We start from the raw sequence: 23,216 nt of genomic DNA on the forward strand, positions 1-23,216 counted from the left end.
TTTTAATAGCTACTTCTCTACATACCCTCCAGCATAAGTAATTACGCACATCTGCCTGTATGTGGCGTGAATGCCAAAAGCAACTCCTGTAACTTTAAAAGCAGGGTTAAAAATGTTGTAACGATGACCGCGTGATGGCGCTCCATCATCAATAATTAACTGCATAATAATATCTTGGGCTGTACTAGAACCATAGCTAATGTTTTCGCCAGCAGTCACTTGCCAAGCGCCGTAGCGGTTGATGCGAGTAAAGGGATCACTGCCATCACTGCCATAATGACCCGTTGTACCTTTTCGTCCTTGGTCTAGGACATGATCCCTAGCAGCCAAAGACATACCTGGAGATATGCTTAATGCTCCTACGGCACGGGCTGACTTGAGAAATGCCATCGCCTCATCAACTGCTTTTACTCCTTCAGTAGTTTGCAAATAAACGCGATCAGAGATTTTGACTTTTTTGCCATCGAAGCGCTTTCTATAATTTTCCATAATCGGGAGATATACGGCAGGATTTGTCCGCACTTTGTTCATTTCTGCTATCACCTGTTGTTCTAAAACAGAGAGTGCATTCTCCCGTACTAATTTTTCAGCACCTGTTTGTGGGATTTCTGGCAAAAATTTCCAAAATTGTAACTTCATAATAATTAGGAATTAAGACACACTTTCAAAAAATTGTTACAGACTGTTTCCAATACTTGACTGTGTTCTTTGTTCAATAGACCCTTATCCCAATTGGGTATACCTGATGTATTTAGCTCCACAGTCTAAATAAAAGTTTTCGCAAAGCAAGTTAGCTATAATAATCTGTAGAATTATGCACGTCCTGTTTGTTGAAGACGAAACAAAAATTGCTAACTTCGTTCAAGCTGGGTTAAAAGAGCAGGGATTTGTCGTTGATTACTGCGACAACGGCAATGATGCATATATTCAAGCGATGGAAAATGAGTATGACGCCATCGTATTGGATATCATGATACCGGGTAAGGATGGTCTGGCTATCCTTAAAAGCTTGCGACAGGCAGGACGGAATGTGCCAGTGATTTTGTTAACCGCTCGCAATGAACTTGATGATCGGCTGGAAGGTTTGAATCTTGGGGCAGATGACTATATTGCCAAACCTTTTTTTGTGGAAGAATTAGTTGCCCGCATTCATGCTGTGATGCGTCGAAGTTTTAGCGATCGCCAAAATATGCTCTGTGTTGGGCCCATAAAGCTGGATCGCATCACGCGAGAAGTTACTTGTGATGGTCAGGTTGTGGAACTTACCAGCCGTGAGTTTAATCTCATGGAATACCTGATGCGCTCTCCCGGAAGGGTTTTTACCCGTACCCAAATCCTGCAACATGTCTGGGGCTATGATTTCAACCCTAGTACCAATGTGGTTGATGTGTGTATTCAACGAATTCGCAAAAAGATTGACTCGATTGGTGGATTGAGTTGGATTGAGAGTGTGCGGGGAGTTGGGTATCGTTTTCGTAATTCTCTTTAATCATCACAAGACTTACCCAAACAATAGCCGCAACCCTTTTTTCCACCTAGCGGCAATTGATTAATTGCCTAAAGCAGTGTGTAGTTCTTATGTAATTCATAAATAATACATATATATTGATAGGAATATGGCAATGTTCCCTACAATCAAACTAGATATTTGACACTCCCCATACATAATGGCATGAGTATAGATATTTTTTTCCTGATGAAACTAGATGTGAAGTAATGCTAGGATTTGTGTTGGGTTGTGCGTCGTGGAAATTTTACATAGTAAAGTTTAAGCGATATCCCAAATGGTAGAAGCTTGTTTTTTTAGACATAATTACTCAAGGTCAGACATTTTTGATCAGCTGTATAACATGGAGTTTAAAAGTTTATGTACTGGAATAGATATGATATTTGTGCGGCTTATTACCACTATTGCAACTTACCATTTAAAAATCAAAGTCTGCAAAATTACCAATGGAAAATTCTCAACCAGATATACCGACTAAGATATAAACCACTTTTAAATGATAGAAAATTAGCTACCCTCAATCCTAACTCCAAAGAAATTTATATGAGTTTAGTTAAACCTAGCTATGAAATAGAGGGTAAAAGTCCAACAAAAATACATCTATTCTCTGAGCATTTGGCTGGCAATGATGACGAGCAACTGAATCCAATCTTCAGCTGTCCCACATAGAGCGACAGGGCTAACACAAACAATAGCCAAAACCTTTATTTGATGTAGGGACAATGCATGAATTGCCTAAAATAGCCGTTAGTATTGTGTAATAACATTTCTCTAAGAAGTTGAGTTTAAGGGAATTCCAAAAAATAAATAAGATAGTTTATTTTTTGGAGTTTCCTAATTATTGAGCCTCTTGTTACAGAAAATTGATATCAGTCTTGAGAAATTAACTATGCTCTGTTAATGACACGAGAGGTGGAGCGATCGCTGTCTAACATCACCCTCATAAGTCATAAAATATCTTATTTTTCTCTCAGAGATAATACAATTTATATAGTTATTTTGCGATTAAAAATATTTTTTAATTTTTATTTATTTTCGTTACACTTAACACCCTGATATCCTTAGATCATGCCATAAAAAGTCTGGTTTTGTTAGTCTCACACCCCATGTGGGCATAATAACTTTGATCTGGGGAAAACTATATAGTTACTGTGAAGAGAAATGGTGAAACTGACAGGGTATCAAATTCTTGAGGAAATTCACACTAGCCGCAGAACTGTTGTGTATCGCGCTATCAGAGAAAAAGACCAAAAACCAGTTGTAATTAAACTGCTGCAAAATGAATATCCTACCTTTAACGAATTAGCGCACTTCCGCAATCAGTACACCATCACTAAAAATCTTCACCTTCCTGGCATTATTAAAACCTACAGTTTAGAAAACTACCACAACGGCTATGCCTTAGTCATGGAAGACTTTAACGGTATTTCCCTGGCAGAAGCGATCGCGACACAAGGCAATTTTAGTATAGGCGAGTTTTTGGCCATTGCCATGCAAATTGCCGCCACCCTAGAAGGACTGTATCGCCATCATGTGATTCACAAAGATATTAAACCTGCCAATATCCTGATTAATCCCACCACCAAACAAGTTAGACTCATTGATTTTAGTATCGCCTCTTGCTTAAGTAGAGAAACACAAGCGATCGCTTCTGCCAATGTATTAGAAGGAACGCTGGCTTATCTGTCTCCCGAACAAACTGGACGGATGAATCGGTTGATTGACTATCGCACTGACTTGTATTCTTTGGGTGTCACCTTCTACGAACTCCTAACAGGACAACTTCCCTTCACCAGTAATGACCCCATGGAGTTGGTACACTGTCACATTGCCAAGCATCCCCCCTCAGTTCAAAGCATCAACTCTGCTGTTCCCTTAGTGATTTGTGAAATCATTACTAAACTGATGGCGAAAAATGCCGAAGACCGCTATCAGACTGCCCACGGACTCAAGTATGATCTAGAAAATTGCTGGCGACAATGGCAAGAAACTGGCAAAATAGACAGCTTCAAAATTGGACAACAGGATATTTGCGATCGCTTAACCATTCCAGAAAAACTCTACGGTCGCCAACAAGAAGTCAAAACCTTACTCAGCGCCTTTGAAAGATTTAGTGGTCAAAAACAAACAACAACTAACAAAAGTGAGATCCTACTTATAGCAGGTGTCTCTGGCATTGGCAAAACTGCGGTAGTTAATGAAGTCCACAAACCCATCGTCCGCCAACGGGGTTACTTTATCAAAGGAAAATTTGACCAGTTTGGGCGCAATATTCCTTTATCAGCATTTTTACAAGCCTTTCGAGACTTGATAGGACAACTGTTGAGTGAAACTAATGCTCAACTTTGGGTGTGGAAAACCAAAATTCTCAATGCTTTGGGAGATAATGGTCAGGTACTCGTGGAAATGATCCCTGAACTAGAGTACATCATCGGTAAACAGCCTCCTATACCTGAACTTTCGGGAATTGCTGCCCAAAATCGCTTCAATTTGTTGTTGCAGAAGTTCATCCAAGTCTTCACCACTAAAGAACATCCCTTAGTTATCTTTTGAGGAATTATTTGAGTTAGGTTTAATGACTCAACCAGACAAACTAGCTGCTATGAACATATTGTCAAATATGGTTTCTGCTAGTTATACAGCAATGCCAGAATTATATTTTTTAATAGTGTTTCAAGAGGTAAATTTATCACTTAAATATGGTTACGCTGGTCTTTCTCTTTACGCATACGCACAATATGGCATTATTCTTTGTACTTTCGTCGGAGATATTGAAGCTGGTTATCAGTTAGGTAAACTGACTCTGCAACTGTTAGATAAACTGAATGCTAAAGAATTTATAGCTAAAATATATGCACCTATTTATGGGATCATCAATCATTGGCAAGAACACTTGAAAGAGAGTTTACAGCCTCTGCAATCAGGTTACTCTAGTGGACTAGAATCAGGAGATTTAGAATTTACAGCCTACTGTGCCAACCTTTATTTATTCCATTCATTCTTCATTGGGAAAGAACTAAGCTCATTGGCACAGGAAATGGCAACCTATAATCAAGCGATCGCTAAACTTCAGCAAGAACCATCCTTGCATAAACAACAAATATATTGGCAGGTAGTAATAAATTTACTCTCAAAAAATAAAAATAATTGTTGTTTACAGGGTGAAGTTTACAACGAACATATCATGTTGCCCCTGCACCAGCAACACTATGATCAAGGCGCAATTTGTTACTTGTATATTAACAAACTGATGCTTTGTTATCTGTTTGCTGAGTATGCTCAAGGTATAGAAAATGCTAAATTAGCACAAAATTATTTAGATTATATGTTAGGATTTTTTGGAGTTACTTTATTTAATTTCTACGATTCTCTTACCCAACTAGCAGTGTATAGTGATGCTTCTCAAGACAGGCAAGCAAGCATCCTGAATCACGTTAAGAATAATCAAGATAAAATGCACAAATGGGCGCATCATGCACCGATGAATCATCTACATAAGTTTTATTTAGTAGAAGCAGAGAAATATCGGGTTTTAGGTGATAATTGTCAGGCAATAGATTATTATGAACGCGCCCTTGCTCTTGCTCAAGAAAACGAATATATCCAAGAAGAAGCCCTTGCCAATGAACTTGCTGCTAAATTTTACCTAGAATGGGGCAAAGAAAAGATTGCCCAAGTCTACTTATGTGAAGCATATTACTGTTATGCTCGTTGGGGAGCATCAGCGAAAATTGCAGATTTAGAAAAACGCTATCCCCAATTACTCGCACCTATTCTCAAACCACAAAATATTCCGCATCATACCAGTCATCATTACAACTCCCTGATTACATCTGTGAGAACTCATCTTTCTACAAGCAACAGTGTTTCAGCAGTGCTAGACTTGGTGACAGTTATGAAAGCCTCCCAAGCCTTTGCTAGTGAAATTCAACTTGATAGGCTAATTTCTACATTAATGCAAGTGGTGATGGAAAATGCCGGTGCTGTCAAAAGCACTCTCATTTTACTCCAAGGTAATGCTTTAGTGATCAAAGCAATGGCAGAAATTGGGCAAGAAACTATCTTGAAATCTATCCCTGTGGAACAAAGTCAAGATATTCCTATCAGCCTGATAAACTATGTGTCTCACACCAAAGTAACTTTAGTATTTGATGATGGAAAGTTACTGTGTTTTGGGGCTGCTGATAATGGAAGTTTACAGCCTTGTTGGAAGATTAATAATGAAATTAAACAACATTTTTTTGTTGGCGATCCCTATATTATTGACTGTCAACCTAAAAGTATTTTGTGTACTCCCATCCTCAATCAAGGGAAATTGCTAGGTTTACTTTATTTAGAAAATGATTTTACCACAGGGGCATTTACTAGCGATCGCGTGGAAATTTTGCGTCTTTTGTGCGTACAAGCTGCGATTTCCTTAGAAAATGCCCAGCTTTATCAAAGCTTACTGCAATCAGAAACTAGAGAACGAGAAAAAGCCGCTGAATTAGAACAATCTCTGCAACAACTTCAACAAGCACAATTGCAACTTGTGCAAAATGAAAAAATGGCTACTTTGGGGAATTTAGTAGCAGGAGTTGCCCATGAAATCAATAACCCTCTAGGTTTCATTTCTGGGAGTATCAATCATGCTGAAGAATATTTACAAAACTTGATTGATCACATAAAAATTTATCAAGAACACTATCCTCATCCTATAGCAGCTATTGAAGAGAATGCCGAAGAAATTGACTTAGATTTTCTCATAGAAGACCTGCCAAAGGTGATAAATTCTATGAAAGTAGGAACTAAACGCATCCGCAACATTAGCACCAGCCTCCGCACATTTTCTAGGGCTGATACTTCAGAAAAATTAGCCTGCAATATTCATGAAGGCATTGAAAGTACTCTACTGATTCTCAAATATCGTTTGAAAGCCAATGAACTACGTCCCGCCATTGAAGTGATTGAAAAATACGCTGATTTACCACCTGTGAAATGTTTTCTGGGACAACTCAACCAAGTATTTATGAATATCATCGCTAATGCAATTGATGCCTTGGATGAAGCCAGTCTCAAGCATTCTGTTGATGAACTCAAAGCTCATCCCAATCAGATTACCATTCGTACTGGAGTTTTAGCAGATGAACATGCTGTGGTAATTAGTATTAAAGACAATGGTTTGGGAATGCCACAGGAGGTAACAACACGGATATTTGACCATTTGTTCACTACCAAAGGTGTGGGTAAGGGGACAGGTTTGGGTTTATCAATTGCGCGTCAAATTGTTGAAGACACCCACAAAGGTAAGTTAAGTTGCATTTCTGCACCGGGAGAAGGTACAGAGTTTATTATTCAAATTCCAATCCAATAAATTTTGGATTTTGGATTTTAGATTGTCTATTCCGTTCTGTCCCTCAGTTTTGTGAAGGCATCTTGTAAAGTTAAAATTTACTAAAAGTGAGCAGAAATATAGAGATAGAAAGAATTAAAATAAGCCTATATTTCAGATAGACCTCAATTACAAACTATAGGAATCCGATTTGATTTAATGTGAGTTCGATGAACCTCTCCCCAACCCCTCTCCGACGCGGAGAGGGGCTTTTAAATTCTTGGTAAAGAACTGCTGTTAGTATACTACACAAACCTGCAATCTGTCGTATATACTGACCTTAAAATCACAAATTATTTAAGCTTTGTAAGTAAATTTAGCAGTATCAGCTGCAACTCAAACAGAATGCGATCGCTCTTGCCTTTGAAAGTTGGCTAGCCTCCCATAACCTTGGTAATGTACTGTAGTCAGTAGTATCACCAACCAGGGCGATCGCAACAAAGTGAAGCTATCACGAAATCTCTGCGATCGCTTTACTTCGTTAGCAATGACAACTGCTTATCCGAACTTGATATTAGGAAGGTTAATTAATGCTGACGTAAATAGTTCTGATAACGCCATTAGAAAAGTGATCCCAAATGCTTTTAGCAATGAGATAAAGGGAGTTGTAGTTCACCCAGTAAGATTAAACTGACAAACTAATTCATTGGATATATGTCCATGAAATTAGCAACTATAACAACCCTCATCGGTGATTATGCAATTGAGTGGGTTTTAGCTCATCATTAGAAACTATCCAATCTAATATCCTTCCAAATCTCAGAAACCTGCCATCCGGAATTGCAAACAGATTGGACTACAGGATTATCGCGTACCGGAATATAGTTGGATTCTTGATTCTCTACATAGTATGGTTCTTGTTTTTTCTCAACTATTGGTTCTGGATTCTCAATAGTCTCCACTGGAGGATTTTGCTCTTCGGACTCCTCCATAATTTTTATCTTATTGAGGAGGAGCTTTTCAGATTTTTTGATCAGTTTCATATGCATGTATATTAAAGTGTTGACAACTATACGTTAAAAAATGAAAATCTTTATATTGATTTTGGAACACACCAATATAGCCTTTCAATCATCTTGAGGAAGATTAACAAACAGCTTTGAACCAGTGTATGTCGGAAAAATTACATTGGCTAGACTAGAATACAGCATATTTATTGAAAATACCAGCCTTACACCGAGAAATTAATGAAACTCAAGGAATGATCAAGTTGAGAGTTAGGAGTTTGGAGTTGTAGGGGCAGGTTTTGCAATCTTATTCAATTAGTAGCAAGATATGCGTCTGACTTTTCACGTTATATGAAAAAGTCAGAGGGTGTGGGGTGTAGGGTGTAGGGTGTAGTAAGGCTTTCAAGTTTTTCCTACACCCTATCCCCTACCCCCTGTCTTGACAAAGGTTTTGGGACTTACCGTGAAAAGTCAGGATATGCGTACCTTACCCGCCCGTACAGGAGTTTGGAGTATTACAGCAATTTGCTTTGAATGTACAAAACCCAGGCGTCCTCTGAGGACGAGGCTGGCGACGAGCGTGGTTGTTGGGGCTGTATTATCCCCTACACTGACTTACTCACGAGTTACGAATTGTGTAATTCCTTGACCTTGTTGATAATACTTACGGGGTCAATTCCTTGATGTGGGAACTGTTCCCACAAACCGCCACAACCTTCTTTATGAGTGCCAAGATGAGCGTATTTGGGAGTCAACCCGCGTTCTAACAACCAAGAACCGAAGCGGCTACCCAATCCGGTGCGACGGTTGAAGGATTCTACCACTAAGACGAAAGGAGCTTGACCAATTTTTGCGATCGCTTCTTCATCAACTACATTCAAGGTTGGTTTATTAATCAAACCCACATCCAGCCCTTGTTGTTTGAGACGTTCCACAGCATCCAGAGAACGATACAAAGCATCACCAAAACTAATAATGTAGCCTTGGGTTCCTTCTCGAATCACCTCATCTTTACCAGGGACAAATCTATAACCACTACCAAAGAAGTCGTTACCGTTGTTGTCCTGAATATTAGGCACTTTAGAACGAGTCGAGAAAATGAACCGCAGTCCTGGCTCAAAGAACACAGCTTCTACACAGGCTTTCATCTGATTAACATCAGCTGGAAAATACAACCGTGTTTCGTAACCATCATCCAAGCCATTGTCAGCAAACATGTTGTTCAAACCAAAGTGACAGGTGTTATCTGCCATGTCATCTACACCCGCGTGGGAAAAGTGACAAAGCACATTGGAATAGTTCAACCGCGCCATCGTAATTTCTGAAATACACATTTCTAGAAAGGCGCTGAAAGTTGCGAAAATACCTTGTTTGCCCTTCTCCATACCAAATCCAGCAGCAGCCGAGAAGTTACCCCGCTCCATAATTCCAGAGGGGATAAAAATTTCGGGGTATGTATCGTGAATTTTTTTCAGACCACAAGAGCCTTCCAAGTCGCTATCAATGACTCTGACGCTTTGCTTACGTTCGGCTTCACTCAAGCGGCTTAAGACATCAACCACCGCTTCACCAAACACATTGCGGTTAGCACCCCATTTATCACTAGAGCCAAGAAAAGTATAGGTTTGTTTGGGTTTTTGGATGTTCTTGAGGTATTCCACAGCAGCAGTGTGTCCGCGTGTTTGCAGATATTGAATTGCCAACTCTACTGAGATCACATCGTGACCATGAGTAGAGCCTTCTAACCCTTCAATACCCGGGCACATGGGGCGTTTATTGATCAAAGCAATGGGGCCAGGAGTACGCACTGCTTCGCTCAGACGACGATATAAATCATCTATGTCTTCTCCGTCTCCTACGAGTACCTTCAAACCGTGACCTTCTAAGGTTTGAGCGACTGTGTAACCAGGTAAATATTTGGAAGGATGTCCAGCGATGGTGACATCATTATCATCAATAATCAACTTCACATTGAGATGCCCAGCAACAGCAAAGCGAGCAGCTTCCGCATCGTTACCTTCTTGCTGCGAGCCATCAGAACCAAGACAGAATACGACTTTACCAGGATTTGCCAAAGCTACTCCATTGACATAGGGCCATACATGTCCCAGTCGTCCAGAACTAAACTTCACACCAGGAGTTAGCCCTAGTTCTGGATGTCCCGGTAAGCGTGAATATGCTTCGCGGTAATGAAGCAGTTGTTCAGGATTTAAGTCTCCATGCAACGCTGCCATTAAGTATTGAGTTGCTACTCGATGTCCTGCTTCATCGAAGAAAATCGGCACAAATTGCTCTGCTGCTCCTCGAAAAAATGCATCTAGAATCACGACTTCTGGTACTGTGTCGTAAGGGCCACCAGTGTGACCGCCTACTCCTCTAGCAGCACCGGTTGCTGTGAAAAAGACAATGGCATCGCGGCATAGCTGAATGTTTGCTTTGAGGATTTCTCGTTGTTCATCTGTGAGAGTCGGATTCTCTGGATTGAGAGCCAGAAATTTGTAAGCACTCAAATCAATGGGAAATTGCGATAGTACAGTCATGGTTTATTCCTTAAATTTGAATTGACTTAGAAAAGACAAGTTATACCAATTCGTAATTCGTAATTCGTAATTCGTAATTAAGAAAGTCAGATATCATCTGAGTTTCAGGGGTTAAATTTATTGCCGAATTTTAGAGAATTGGTATTTTTTGCAACAACATAGGAAATTTCCAAGTTGCACATTATTTAGGTAAGACTGTCATTAGTTATTCGTCCTTTGTAAACACAAATAACAAATGACTAATGACCAATGACCGAGCTTGTGCGTGAATATGCTTGAATTTATCTAAAGGTGTTCACAAACATGCAGGAACCTGCATGTCTATGAGTATAAACTCACAAACGTGCAATTTCAAGTGCAAATATGCAATTTCAGGAAAAATCTTTTATGCTAACGGCAGAGCGACGACAATTAATTTTGGATATTCTTCGTCGTGAGAAAAAGGTGCTGTCATCGGAACTGAGCGCTGTGCTTAAGGTTTCTGAAGATACAATTCGTCGGGATTTGCGGGAATTAGCCGAATCTGGTTTTTTACAACGCGTGCATGGAGGTGCGCTTTTGGCTTCTCCTGCGATCGCCAGTTATGCAGATCGGCAAAAACAAGCACCAAAAGAAAAAGAAGCGATCGCTCGTGCCGCTGCAAAATTGATTTGTAATGGGCAAGTGGTAATTTTAAATGGAGGCACAACAACTCTCCAGGTAGCCCGGCATTTACCCCTGGATTTGCAAGCTACAATCGTCACCAATAGCCCTCCCATTGCCATCGAATTAGCAGAGCATCCCCACATTGAAGTTGTAATGTTAGGCGGACAACTCTACAAAAAAGCCTTAGTAAACGTGGGTGCTGCTACAGTTGAGTCATTAAGGATGATTCGTGCAGATTTGTGCATGTTGGGGGTGTGTAGTGTACATCCAGAAGTAGGAATTAGTGTGCCGAATTTGGATGAAGCCCATGTCAAACGAGCAATGATTGCTGGAGCAGCAGAAGTAGTTGGATTAGTCACAGCCCAGAAGTTAGATACCGCTGCTCCCTATGTAGTTGAATCGATTCATGCACTCACTTACCTTGTAACTGCACCAACTGTTTCTAATGAGATGCTAACCGCTTATAAAGCTTTAGGTTTAACGATTATCCGTGAAGAGTCTGGCGATAATGGTTGTTAATTTTAGAGCAGGGGAGTAGGGGAACTCGGGGCCCCCACGACCGAAGGGGAGGAGCCACTGCGTTGGTGAGGCAGCCCCCGTCTTGGCTTCTGCCGAGATGGGGGACTGCCGAAAGGGTTCCCCAGCAGCCACGCAAGTGGCGTTGGGGATTAGGGGCGATGGGGAGCAGAGGAGATGGGGAGATGAAGGAATAATTTCTGCCTTCTGCCTTCTGCTTGTAGATATCCAAAGCTATCTATACGGCACAGCACCATATAGTATGGCTCCCTGCAAATCAGCACCTGACAAAATAGCACCTTCTAAGTCAGCATTATAGAGTGTAGCATCGGTAAGCTTGACATTTGTCAGGTTAGTAGCACTCAGGCTAGCACCACTGGCAAATACTTCGGTTAAATTTGCGCCCTTGAGATCAGCACCAGTGAGATCGGCACCTTCTAGGTTAGCAGACTTGAGGTTAGCTCCCTTTAAGTTGGCATTTCTTAAATCAGCACCAATTAAGTGAGCCTTTGCCAGATTTGCTCCTGTTAATTCGCATCCTGGACAACTTCCAGTCTTCAGTAACTGTTTGACATGAGCAGGATTTGCAGCTTTCACTGGAGCAGCTAAGCAGACTGTACTTAATAGTGCTGTAGTAGCTAGGATCTCTAGTTTCATCTTCATTACCTCAAAAGCAACAGAAACTGATGGGCGAAGTTTCCTAAAAAACTTGGCACAAAACAGATCTGAGTTTCCCTATAATCAGAATGGCTTAGCTTATATGCTCTTGCCCTCGCACAGATGGATTAGGAACAAGGATGAGATTTGCTAGCTGACTGCTTAAGTAGTTTCACTAGACTACCCTCTCAGGAGGGGTAAAATTAGAGTTCATCTCATCCAAAATAAGGAAAAACAAACAGAGGAAAGTCATCGAACAGAGCAAGTTAAGCTCTTGAGACTATAAGAGTCAATGCCATAACTAAAGTTGGATAACAAAAGGAGAAGGCAAGGATGAGGAGAAACAATTGCTTATACATGCTTGTAGGATTAGCAGTATCATTTAGCACTTTAGCCCTTCCAGCTTTTGCACAGTTTAACCCCGTTGTTGCCCAACAAAATAGAAGCAGCACCCAATCTAAAACAGTAGTTGCACGTATCTGGCATGGTAAAACACTGACTACCAAAGCAGCCGAGTACTATAATTATCTCAATGAAGCCGGAATCAAAAAAATCCAGGCGATTCCTGGCAATTTAGGAGTACAAGTACTCCGTCGTACTGATGGTAAAATTACTGAGTTTACTGTAATTTCATACTGGGAATCGCGGGATGCCATTCGTGCCTTTGCTGGCAATGACATTGAAAAAGTACGATTTCTTCCCAAAGATCACGAGTATCTGATTGAGCCAGAAACAAAGGTGAAACATTTTGATGTCTTGTTAGACGATCGCAAATGATTTCAAATCTTGCCGATGAGGGCGATCGCAAGTTCATGCGATTTGCTCTGGATCAATACCGAGCGTTCGTAAACGCTGCTTCAATTGCTCTACCTGCTGTTATGCTTGATATAACCGGGTTTATACTCAGCACTCAGCACTCAGCACTTTGCTATAAATGGCGCAGGACTTCCAGTGTCACCAGCAACGCATTTAAGTGGACATAGCTTTCCGCCACAGGTTCACCATCAGAACTCGGATAGAACACTTCTGCTTGTTGGTTTGGAGATAAGCCTGGGGTCATAGTCACGCCATACAGAAGATTTGAAATATTTCAATTATCTGGCAATTATTGAAGACTGTGCAAAGTTTTGTAATTTAGATATTTTCTAACAAATCATTTAGGACTGCCGCAACTGGCACAATAAATAAAGGTTAAGACTGTCATTAGTCATTAGTCATTTGTAAATACAAAGGACTAATAACCAATGACAAACAATGTGTTTTAGCTCATCAAAGTTGAATGTTACAAAAATGATATTTAAACAAACAGCTGAACTGCAATTGCTGACGAAAGAAAATCTTACTCATGGTTTGATGGTACTTGCCACTCAAGACAGCGATTTAGCTCGCATTTTAGAGATATTAGGGCCTCCTCCTATGTGGGAGAGAGAAGCAGGTTTTCCAACACTTGTAAGAATAATTCTAGAACAGCAAGTTTCCTTAGCAGCTGCCAAAGCTGTATTTAGCAGATTGTATGGGGTTGTTGTGCCGCTGACACCAGAAAATTTTCTGACATTGGATGATATTGAATTAAAAAAAATTGGATTTAGTCGGCAAAAGATTCTCTATTGCCGTGGATTAGCAGATGCAATCACGAGTGGTCAGCTTGATTTAAACAAGTTGGCAAAAATGGACGAAGCCACAATCAGAACTGAGCTAAAACGTATCAAAGGTATCGGAGATTGGACAGTTGATATTTACTTGTTAATGGCGCTGCAACACGCTGATGCCTTTCCCAAAAGTGATTTAGGATTGTTGATCGCCGCTCAAAAGCTTAAAGGATTAACCACACGACCTACACCAGCACAACTAGAAGCCATAGCCCAAAACTGGCGACCGTGGCGTGCAGTTGCTGCAAGACTTCTGTGGCACTACTACCTGAGTAAGGGTGACTGAGTAAGGTAGGACTTACGCAAAAAAGCTCTCAAAACCTTTATTACTCCCTACCAGTGGAGCCAGATGTGTTAGTCAGGGTGATTACAAGTTTACTCAATCATACCTAACCTGAGTTCGGGATAAGCACAAACCATGATTCTATCGTTGGCTGAAACTCCTATTCCTTCGTATAATTAACAGCGAAATCGTCTTAACCCGAACTGAGGTTAATTAGTTATGCTTTACCAGTGAATACACGTTCGGCTGGCCCTGTCATGTAAACTCTTTGGTCTACTTCTGACCATTCAATTTCTAAGGGGCCACCAGGTAGTTCTACAGTGGCAGTGCGATCGCACCCTTCAGTCAATACACCCGCCACCAAAGAAGCACAAGCACCAGTCCCGCAAGCTAAGGTAATGCCTGCACCCCTTTCCCAAACCCGCATTTTCAGATAATCTCGGCGTACCACTTGAATAAATTCAGTATTTGTACGTTGAGGAAAAGCTGGGTGATGCTCAAATTGTGGCCCTATAGTTGCTAAAGGAATTGCTGCTACATCTTCTACAAAGGTAATACAGTGAGGATTGCCCATACTCACACAAGTGACTTCCCAAGTTTGTCCTGCCACCTCCAAAGGCTGATTAATCACTTTTGCGTCAGCATCACCCAGAGTAGTGGGAATTTCCCTAGCCAGAAGCCTGGGTAAACCCATATCTACCTTCACTTGACCGTCGGGCATGAGTTGAGGCGTAATCACACCAGCTAAGGTATGAATGCGATATAAATCTTTGTTTCGGGATTCCCCTTCTAAATCGGCTAAAAAACCAGCTAAACAGCGAATACCATTACCGCACATTTCTGGTTCTGAACCGTCAGAGTTGAAAATCCGCATCGTGTAATCAGTGCCATTTTCACCGGGCAGGGCAAAAATCACACCATCTGCACCGATACCAAAGTGGCGATCGCACAACTTAATTGCTTGCTCTGGAGTCAACACAGGCAATGAGGATGAGCGATTGTCAATCAAAATAAAGTCATTTCCCAGACCGTGATACTTAGTAAATTCGATTGCCATTTCTCCAAGGATGAATTATCAATAATTAGGTATTGGGGAATTGGGAATGGGGAATTGGGAATGGGGAATTGGGAAAAAATTTCTCCCTCATCTCCCTCATCTCCCCCGCTCCCCTGCTCCCCTGCTCCCCAGTCCCCAGTCCCCAGTCATATCATTACCTAAAATGCATACAACTGAATTTGATACTTCATTGCCTAGCATTCGGCAAGTGCAAAACCTGATTAAACAAACAGCAGTGGTAGAGTTGAAACTCATCACGGGCGATGTGCTGACGGGTAGGGTTTTATGGCAAGACCCACAATGTCTGTGTATTGCCGATGAAAACAGCCAGCAAACGACGATTTGGAAGCAAGCGATCGCCTACATTAAGCCAAAAGTCAGTTAGCACTGAGGCAAAAAAATTACAATTCATCACTTCTGGTTAACAGATGAAATTACTCTTTGGCATTAGTTGCCTAGGAAGCTTTTTATTACTGGGTATTGCTAATGCCATTCCCAGTAATTTACCTTCTGTTCAAGTTGTTAAATCTCAGTTGGGGGGTATACCTGTTGTTTGTCATTTGCAAGAAATAAATCGTGAACCTGAAAAATTAACTAATCTCCTTGATTCTTATTTGGCAGCGAAAGAATACAACTTGGCGTTGCAATTAGTTGAAAAATCAACTTCCAGCGAGTTTAAAGTGTCAGCTTTGAATCAGATAGCATCTAGTTATCTGGAAGTTAAACAAAAGGATAAAGCCATACTATTATTAGCCAAAGCACTGCAAATTGCCAAAAGTCTGGACGGTTACTCTACTAAGGTGAAAGCATTACTAAACACTGGTCACAACTTAATCGCTGTCGGCAGAAAAAATCAGGCAATTACAGCATTTTCTTTGGGTGTGCAGGAGGTGCAAATTTGGCAAAAGGCTCCCACAGTTCCGCCGATACCAGGCTCAACTGCTGATAGGGAAGATGGTGAAGCGAAATATGCGATTTTTCTAACTCAATTTGCGGCTGGATACACTGCTGCCGGAAAATCTGACCAAGCCGTTAAAGTTCTAGCGCAAAGCCTGCGCCTTAGCCAAACTTTAACAGATAAACAAGAGCAAGTGAATCTTTTAGTTGACTTGAGTATTCAGTATGATGCTGCTGGACAAGCGAAGAAAGCGCAGGAATTATTCACTCAAAGTCTGGAAATTACTGAAAATTTCGGTGATGAAAACAACCAAGCTAGTGTTTTACTCACGATTGCTATCAAGTTAAGTCAAGCAAAGCAAACAAATAAATTAGCAGTGGTGATCGAGCGGTTGTTAGAAATTTCTCAAAATACGAAAAGCGACCTCCAGGTATTTTATGCCAGATACCTCATCAAGTTGTGGTTAACTGTAGATCGCAGCGATCAAGCAATCATAATTGCTAACAATATCAAAGATACTTTTACGAGAACTCGCTTACTGAATATAATTGCTGACTACTATCTTAAAGCAAATCAAAGACAAAAAAGTCTAGCAATCCTCAATCAAATTTATACACTTACTCAAACTATTGAAGATACATCAAAAAGAGATTATGCCTTGGTGTTTATCTCACCAGATTACGCCAAAGCGGGAAAAATTGACCAAGTTTTGCAGGTGATTGCAAAAATTGAAGATACAAACAGAAGAAGTTTTGCCTGGACTTCAGTTATACAAGAGTTGAGCAACGCCAAAAAATTTGATCAAGTATTACAATTATTGCCACACATAGAAGAAAATGTTGTGGGAACCGCACTGTCCGCCATAGCTATTAAATATGCTACTGAGGGAAAGTTTCAGCAGGCACTGGAGTTAGTTAACACTATTGATAATGAATTCGACCAAACTAAAGCCTTGGTTGCGATCGCTAACCATTATCTCAAACTAGAGCAACTAAAGCTAGCTTTTGAAATAGCACAATTAATCACAAATGTCAAGGATAAATCTGAGATACTGGAAGCGATCGCTCGTAGTTATGATGAATCTGGAGAGTATCCCAAAGCCAAACAAGTCGCGCAAGCTATCCCCAATACAACGCAACGCAATTTGCTGATCAAGTTATTAACTTGTGCTAGTAGTTCACCACGCAAATATTGACAGGTATAGACAGGGAAAAGGGGAAAGGAGAACAGTTTAAAACCTTTACCCTTTTTCCCTTACCCAATTCTGTGCCTGTCAAAAAGACTTTGACAGGCTACTAGCTAGTAAGCTCAATCAATCACTTGATCCACAGGCAGAAATTCTGTGACGACTTGTGGTTCCCCAATACTCACTTTTGGAATCGCTAAACTCACTTTGTTGACTGTGGCAAACAATGGTTGCAGTTGATTCAAACTTGAGAAGCTACCGCACAATAGCACTTGGTCGCCATCTTGCAAGTGTTGGTTGCCATCAGGAGAGCGGATAAATTTGCCATCTCGCCTGATTGCCTGTACCTTGACTCCAGATTTGCCGTGGATATCTAAATCTGCAAGGGTTTTACCCAAAGCTGGAGAATCAGCATTAACTATAGTCCATTGGCAAGCGCTATTTTCTCCGGGAACAGCCACCTGTCCTTGAGCGAATTCTTCCAAAGCTGCCAGTTCTTCAGATTCTCCGACTACAAGCAAGCGATCGCCTGCTTCTAATGTAGTTTGATTATCAGGATAATCGATTTCATCACCGTTGGCGCGGCGAATAGCCATCAAACTTACCCCTGTTAAGTAGCGCATATCTGCTTCTTCCAAACTCATGCCAACTAGGGGTGAACCAGATGGTAGGGGATACCAACGGCGATTGAGGTCGCGAGTTGCTTGTCTTAAATCGTGGGAAACCTCTGATGCAGAACGCTGGGGTCGCAAATCCAAATAATGATCGTTGCGGATTTGCTGCATTTGTTGTTCTACGACCGCTGGTGAAAAGCCCAAGCAAGTTAATAAATAAGTTGCCATTTCAATACTGGCTTCAAACTCTGGCTGTACTACTTCCCTCGCACCTAGTTGGTAAAGTACTTCAATATTTTTATCTTGGGTGGCGCGGACAACTAAATCTAGTTCTGGGCATAATTCCAAAGCGCGTTTCAGGCACAAACGGGTACTCATGGGGTCAGGCAAAGCGATCGCCATTCCTTTGGCATAATTGACTCCAGCAGTTTCCATCACGTGCAAACTGACGCAATTACCGTACACATAAGGCACTTTGGCTTCGCGCAACTGCTGAATTCTACTTTCTGATTGGTCGATGACCACCACAGGCAAGTTTTGTAGTTGTAACAACTTGACTAAATTCTTACCTACTCGCCCATAGCCACAGACTACCACATGGTCTTTTAAAGGTAACTCTTCTGCAACATCACGTGGCTGTTCTTCTTCTAAATATGGTTTTAGCCAGGGCATTGATTCGGCAAAGCTAAATAAAAATGGCACTAACCGCAGTACAAAGGGGGTAAGTATCAAAGTAACTGCTGTAGTTCCCAAAATCAGTAAATATATCTGTCGGGACACCAACCCCAGTGCTTGCCCTTCACTAGCCAGCACAAAGGAAAATTCCCCAATTTGAGCCAGTCCCAACCCAGCGATTAAAGCTGTTTTCAAAGGATAACGAAACAGCTTCACCAAAGGTGTGACAATCAAAAATTTACCAACGAAAACGATCGCCACTAGTCCCAAAATCAATTCCAGGTTTTTCCACAAAAACACTGGGTCAATTAACATGCCAATGGCGGCAAAAAATAAACTGGCAAAGATATCTCGGACTGGCTCGACATAAGTTAAAGTTTGGTCAGCGTACTCCACCTCGGATATCATCAAACCGGCGACAAAGGCCCCCATTTCAATGGATAGCCCCAAATGTTCTGTTAGTAGGGCAATACCCAAACACAAGGTTACTACCCCTAGTAAAAATAGTTCTCGGCTTTCCGTGCGGGCTAGCAGTCGCAATAGACGCGGTATTACCCAAATCCCCGCCGCAACTGCACCGGCGGCAAACAAAGCAATCCGCACCAGTGCTGTTAACACAGCTACACCAATGGCTTCGCCTGGTTGATGGAGAGCAGGTAACACTGCTAGCATCAGTCCCAGCGCTAAGTCCTGGACTACCAAAATTCCCAGCATGACTTGCCCGTGGGGTGTTTCAGTTTCGTTGCGTTCCATCAGGCATTTGAGGACAACTGCTGTGGAAGACAAAGATAAAATTGACCCCAAAAATACGCCCTTAGCAGGTAAGGTTCCCCAGGCTCCCGTGACTCCGCATACCAAAACTGTGACACCAATCGTCAGCGCAATTTGTAGCGCACCACCTCCTAAAGCGATCGCTTTTACCTTCTTCAATTCCGCCAAGGAAAATTCTACACCCAAGGCAAATAACAAAAAGGCTACGCCGAACTGAGCCAAAGTTTCTACTTGAATCACTTCTTTAATTAGTCCCAATCCGGCTGGCCCGACAATCATCCCACCGATGAGATATCCCAGTAAAACGGGTTGCCGCAACAGCGACGCCAACAGTCCACCACAAGCTGCGACGGCGAGAACTGAAACTAAATCAACAATTAGCCTGAAATCTTCCTGCACAACTTTTTCAAAGAACTATTAAAATACATTAATTTAGCATAATCAAGATTACAGAAAATTTTATTTAAAAATAAGCAAAGAATTGTTGGTTGATGACTGATGACTGTCAATAATAGATAGAAGAGCGTGCTGAGTCATTTCAGTTACTCAGTACGGTCGTGCAATCAAGTATTTATTAGCTTAAAATGCTGTTTGTGGAAATTTTAAAGCAACATAATAGCTTGCGATTATACCAGATAAAAGCTTCTTGGCGAACGACAAAAGCGAGCTTCGATGCAACGAAATGCCCAAGAGTATGAGGTGCAAACAATTTTCGATGAACAGCAAGACCACTATCAATTACTTTATGTCGGTTGGCGGGGAAATAAACGCGATTTTGGCTGTATTCTACATCTCGATATTATTGGCTTTTTGTATGTAATTCTTCTACTTTTTTTATGAATCACAGTTTGTCCCTGACACAGTAATTGATAAACTGAAACTGATCAAAAATCACTACCAACATTAGTGATTGCGCTATTCATAGCTGATTCAGCAACGCTCAATTTACTTAGTGGAGTCGGTAAACCGTCAATACTGACGAGATTTTTCTCCTGTTGATACTCTCGTAATCTTTCTTCCCCTTTGTTTGTTGCCCAAGTTACTAAAGTCTGGCGTTGACCTCGATATTCATAGAGTGGTACACCAAAACCACAGGAGGTCTGCACTTTCTCGATATCAGCAACGATAATTTGACGAGTTCCAGGAATCTGCGGAAATAAAGAATATAGGGAGTCCCATTCAGGGGAACTCGGTAAAATCGTCTGTCCTTGACCATAGAGACGCAGGATACAGGCTGGTTCCTCAAAAGCGCAAAACATGAACGTAATACGTCCATTTTCTTGAAGGTGGGCTGAGGTTTCGTTACCACTACCTGTGAGATCTAGGTAGCTTACTCGGTTAGGAGAGAGTATACGAAAGCAATCCAAACCTTTGGGGGATAAATTAACGTGACCTGTAGGACTCAAAGGTGCAGAACCCACAAAGAAAAGGTGTTGGGTAGCAATAAAGTCTTGTAATTCCTCAGTAATACAGTCAAAAAGTTTAGCCATAGACCGTCTGAATTTGTATTGCTAGGTTAACAGTATATTCAGCCTATAGTAATCCACTTTGATTTTTGAACTTATTTGTGTCGGCAGAGGTAGAGAGTAAAGAATAGTTAATCAGCCTTTTCAATTTGTACGGAGTTTTTTCAAAAATCAAATAAAACTATCACGAAAAGTAACCATTTGAAATACTTCTTCACACAATTGACATGGGGTAGCAATACACGATACATCATGATCCAACAGTTAATTTTTTTGAGATGAAAAGTTTGTTAAATTGCCAACTTCACCAGCATGAGGAGGGGTGTAAATGGATGGTAGCTTGATTGTATCCAACATCCTCAATCCCCCAATTCTGTTTTTCTTTCTGGGGATGGCTGCTGTGTTTGTCAAGTCCGATCTGGAAATTCCTGCCCCTATACCCAAACTATTTTCGCTTTATCTGCTGTTTGCAATAGGTTTTAAGGGAGGGGTAGAGCTAATTAAAAGTGGGATTACTCAGGAAGTAGTTCTGACGCTGTTAGCAGCAATGTTGATGGCATGTTTTGTGCCAATTTACACCTTTTTTATCCTGAAACTGAAGTTAGATATTTATGATTCTGCTGCGATCGCTGCTACCTATGGCTCGATCAGTGCTGTCACCTTCATCACGGCTAGCGCCTTTTTGAGTGAGCTTGGCATTCAATTTGATGGTTACATGGTGGCAGCCTTAGCGCTGATGGAATCTCCAGCCATCATTGTTGGTCTAATTTTGGTGAATTTATTCTCAGTTGATGAGAAACGGGAGTTTTCCTGGCCAGAAGTGCTAAAAGATGCATTTCTTAACAGTTCAGTTTTTCTTTTAGTTGGTAGCCTCTTGATTGGTTTTTTAACAGGTGAACACGGTTGGAAAGTATTAGAACCCTTTACCCAAGGCTTATTTTATGGCGTTCTCACCTTCTTTTTACTAGACATGGGACTGGTGGCTGCTAGAAGAATTAAAGACTTGCAAAAAACCGGAGTTTTCCTTGTTTTATTTGCCATACTAATTCCAATACTCAATGCTGGCATTGGGTTAGCGATTGCCAAATTCATCAGTATGCCTCAGGGAGATTCACTGTTGTTCGCTGTGTTATGTGCCAGTGCTTCTTACATTGCTGTGCCAGCGGCTATGCGGTTAACTGTTCCAGAAGCGAACCCCAGTCTGTATGTTTCTACAGCTCTGGCAGTGACATTCCCATTCAATATTATTGTGGGAATTCCGTTATATCTGTACGGAATTAACCTATTTTGGAGGTAATAATATGCACTTAGTTAAAAAGATAGAGATTATTGCCAATTCGTTTGAATTGAGCAAAATTTTAGAAAGTTTGGACAAGTCTGGTGTACATAATCATGCCATCATCCGCAACGTTGCTGGCAAAGGATTACGAGGAACAACAGAAGATTTAGATATGACCATGCTCGATAATGTTTACATTATCGCCTTCTGTACGCCAGAAAACGTCAGGCCTGTAGTGGAAAATATTAAACCATTACTTAACAAGTTTGGGGGTACTTGTTACATCTCGGATGTGATGGAGATTCGCTCGACAAAATGCGTCGCATCGTTGTGAGAAAATCATGAATTTAAACAAACATTTCATAGAACGTCGTGACTTTTTGAGGCTAGGAGTCACCGGGGCATTTGGTGTAATGATAAGTGCTAGTGATTTCCTTTTTTCAGTTAAACAGGCTCTAGCTGCGGAAATTCTTTACTCCCTGACTCCCGATGCAGCGCTGCAAAAGCTCATAGATGGAAATCAGCGGTTTGTCCAGCATCGACCTCAATACCCTCATCAATCTCCAGTACGCTTGCAGCAAGTTGCTCAAGCTCAACATCCATTTGCCACTATCCTCAGTTGTGCAGATTCACGGGTGCCGGCAGAAATTGTTTTCGATCAGGGCATTGGTGATATTTTTGATGTTCGGATTGCTGGCAATATTGTTATACCTGAAGCTCTTGGTAGTATTGAATACGCAGTTTCTCTGTTAAATACTCCCCTGTTGATGATACTGGGCCATGAGCGGTGTGGGGCAGTTACCGCAGCTGTGCAAGCAGAAGAACTGCTGGGTGATATTGGTACTTTTGTGAAAGCAATTAAGCCAGCTGTGGAAAGGGTCAAGAATCAGCCAGGCGATGCAGTTGAGAACGCTGTGGTGGCAAATGTTCAATATCAAATTGAACAGTTGCAGCGATCGCAAATCTTAACTGAGCGCTTAGAGTCCGGCAAATTAAAAATCGTCGGCGGTCGTTACGATTTGGATACAGGAAAGGTGAGTATTGTAGCTTAATTGGGAATGGGGCATTGGGCATTGGGCATGTGGCGTCATGGGGCATTGGACATTATTTATTTTCCCCCATCACCCCATCTCCCCATCTCCCCATCTCCCCATC

The 23,216-nt window shown here is 41.3% G+C and carries 19 protein-coding genes and 2 pseudogenes; 13 read left to right on the forward strand and 8 right to left on the reverse strand.

What is annotated here, in order from left to right; translation table 11 throughout:
* Positions 1-9: 9 nt before the first annotated feature.
* Positions 10-639, reverse strand: a complete 630-nt coding sequence (locus I8748_RS11405; RefSeq protein ID WP_198124694.1) for a CAP domain-containing protein — start codon at positions 637-639, stop codon at positions 10-12.
* Between the two features lie 175 nt (positions 640-814).
* Here I8748_RS11405 and I8748_RS11410 point away from each other — a divergent pair, with 175 nt between their 5' ends.
* The 4 genes and pseudogenes from I8748_RS11410 (at position 815) to I8748_RS11420 (ending at position 6,860) form a co-directional block, all read left to right on the forward strand.
* Positions 815-1,489, forward strand: a complete 675-nt coding sequence (locus I8748_RS11410) for a response regulator transcription factor (RefSeq protein ID WP_198124695.1) — start codon at positions 815-817, stop codon at positions 1,487-1,489.
* A gap of 378 nt (positions 1,490-1,867) precedes the next feature.
* Complete coding sequence (locus I8748_RS11415) at positions 1,868-2,176, forward strand: hypothetical protein (RefSeq protein WP_198124696.1); 309 nt, start codon at positions 1,868-1,870, stop codon at positions 2,174-2,176.
* A gap of 492 nt (positions 2,177-2,668) precedes the next feature.
* Positions 2,669-4,057: pseudogene (locus I8748_RS36040) on the forward strand (protein kinase domain-containing protein); the annotation flags it as partial.
* A 25-nt stretch (positions 4,058-4,082) separates the two neighbouring features.
* Entirely contained in the window at positions 4,083-6,860 is a 2,778-nt protein-coding gene (locus I8748_RS11420; protein WP_318781211.1) for an ATP-binding protein, read from the forward strand.
* A gap of 743 nt (positions 6,861-7,603) precedes the next feature.
* On the opposite strand, the gene I8748_RS11425 is transcribed toward I8748_RS11420, so the two are convergent.
* Positions 7,604-7,861, reverse strand: coding sequence for a hypothetical protein (locus I8748_RS11425; RefSeq protein ID WP_198124697.1), 258 nt, complete (start codon positions 7,859-7,861; stop codon positions 7,604-7,606).
* A 590-nt stretch (positions 7,862-8,451) separates the two neighbouring features.
* Positions 8,452-10,365, reverse strand: a complete 1,914-nt coding sequence (locus I8748_RS11430) for a transketolase C-terminal domain-containing protein (RefSeq protein ID WP_198124698.1) — start codon at positions 10,363-10,365, stop codon at positions 8,452-8,454.
* A gap of 387 nt (positions 10,366-10,752) precedes the next feature.
* Here I8748_RS11430 and I8748_RS11435 point away from each other — a divergent pair, with 387 nt between their 5' ends.
* Positions 10,753-11,529 (forward strand): DeoR/GlpR family DNA-binding transcription regulator, encoded by a 777-nt coding sequence (locus tag I8748_RS11435; protein WP_198124699.1) that lies wholly within the window; start codon positions 10,753-10,755, stop codon positions 11,527-11,529.
* Between the two features lie 231 nt (positions 11,530-11,760).
* Here I8748_RS11435 and I8748_RS11440 read toward each other — a convergent pair whose 3' ends face one another.
* Positions 11,761-12,183, reverse strand: coding sequence for a pentapeptide repeat-containing protein (locus I8748_RS11440; RefSeq protein WP_198124700.1), 423 nt, complete (start codon positions 12,181-12,183; stop codon positions 11,761-11,763).
* Between the two features lie 333 nt (positions 12,184-12,516).
* Here I8748_RS11440 and I8748_RS11445 point away from each other — a divergent pair, with 333 nt between their 5' ends.
* Complete coding sequence (locus I8748_RS11445) at positions 12,517-12,960, forward strand: antibiotic biosynthesis monooxygenase family protein (protein ID WP_198124701.1); 444 nt, start codon at positions 12,517-12,519, stop codon at positions 12,958-12,960.
* Positions 12,961-13,120: 160 nt separating this feature from the next.
* Here the strand turns inward: I8748_RS11445 and I8748_RS11450 are convergent.
* Positions 13,121-13,243: pseudogene (locus tag I8748_RS11450) on the reverse strand (Uma2 family endonuclease); the annotation flags it as partial.
* 230 nt (positions 13,244-13,473) lie between these two features.
* Here I8748_RS11450 and I8748_RS11455 point away from each other — a divergent pair.
* Positions 13,474-14,118 (forward strand): DNA-3-methyladenine glycosylase family protein, encoded by a 645-nt coding sequence (locus I8748_RS11455; RefSeq protein ID WP_198124702.1) that lies wholly within the window; start codon positions 13,474-13,476, stop codon positions 14,116-14,118.
* Positions 14,119-14,332: 214 nt separating this feature from the next.
* Here I8748_RS11455 and dapF read toward each other — a convergent pair whose 3' ends face one another.
* Positions 14,333-15,172: a diaminopimelate epimerase gene (gene dapF / locus I8748_RS11460; RefSeq protein ID WP_198124703.1), complete on the reverse strand. Its 840-nt coding sequence runs from the start codon at positions 15,170-15,172 to the stop codon at positions 14,333-14,335.
* A 163-nt stretch (positions 15,173-15,335) separates the two neighbouring features.
* Between dapF and I8748_RS11465 the strand changes: the two genes are divergently transcribed.
* A complete protein-coding gene (locus I8748_RS11465; RefSeq protein WP_198124704.1) occupies positions 15,336-15,557 on the forward strand; it encodes an Hfq-related RNA-binding protein in 222 nt (73 codons plus the stop codon).
* 43 nt (positions 15,558-15,600) lie between these two features.
* Entirely contained in the window at positions 15,601-17,265 is a 1,665-nt protein-coding gene (locus tag I8748_RS11470; protein ID WP_198124705.1) for a tetratricopeptide repeat protein, read from the forward strand.
* A 113-nt stretch (positions 17,266-17,378) separates the two neighbouring features.
* Here the strand turns inward: I8748_RS11470 and I8748_RS11475 are convergent, their stop codons facing one another.
* On the reverse strand, positions 17,379-19,715 hold the full coding sequence (locus I8748_RS11475) for a cation:proton antiporter domain-containing protein (protein WP_198124706.1): 2,337 nt from the start codon (positions 19,713-19,715) through the stop codon (positions 17,379-17,381).
* A gap of 273 nt (positions 19,716-19,988) precedes the next feature.
* On the opposite strand from I8748_RS11475, the gene I8748_RS11480 reads away from it, so the two are divergent.
* On the forward strand, positions 19,989-20,156 hold the full coding sequence (locus tag I8748_RS11480) for an element excision factor XisI family protein (protein WP_198124707.1): 168 nt from the start codon (positions 19,989-19,991) through the stop codon (positions 20,154-20,156).
* A 44-nt stretch (positions 20,157-20,200) separates the two neighbouring features.
* Here I8748_RS11480 and I8748_RS11485 read toward each other — a convergent pair whose 3' ends face one another.
* Complete coding sequence (locus I8748_RS11485; protein WP_198124708.1) at positions 20,201-20,806, reverse strand: pyridoxamine 5'-phosphate oxidase family protein; 606 nt, start codon at positions 20,804-20,806, stop codon at positions 20,201-20,203.
* Positions 20,807-21,110: 304 nt separating this feature from the next.
* Here I8748_RS11485 and I8748_RS11490 point away from each other — a divergent pair, with 304 nt between their 5' ends.
* From I8748_RS11490 to I8748_RS11500, 3 genes are read left to right on the forward strand one after another with little or no spacing between them, the layout of a single operon-like run.
* Positions 21,111-22,079, forward strand: a complete 969-nt coding sequence (locus tag I8748_RS11490; protein WP_198124709.1) for a sodium-dependent bicarbonate transport family permease — start codon at positions 21,111-21,113, stop codon at positions 22,077-22,079.
* Positions 22,080-22,083: 4 nt separating this feature from the next.
* A complete protein-coding gene (locus I8748_RS11495) occupies positions 22,084-22,395 on the forward strand; it encodes a P-II family nitrogen regulator (protein WP_198124710.1) in 312 nt (103 codons plus the stop codon).
* A gap of 7 nt (positions 22,396-22,402) precedes the next feature.
* Positions 22,403-23,113, forward strand: coding sequence for a carbonic anhydrase (locus tag I8748_RS11500; RefSeq protein ID WP_198124711.1), 711 nt, complete (start codon positions 22,403-22,405; stop codon positions 23,111-23,113).
* Positions 23,114-23,216 lie beyond the last annotated feature (103 nt).

Source organism: Amazonocrinis nigriterrae CENA67 (assembly GCF_016056305.1).
In the GTDB taxonomy this organism is placed as follows: Bacteria; Cyanobacteriota; Cyanobacteriia; order Cyanobacteriales; family Nostocaceae; genus Amazonocrinis; species Amazonocrinis nigriterrae.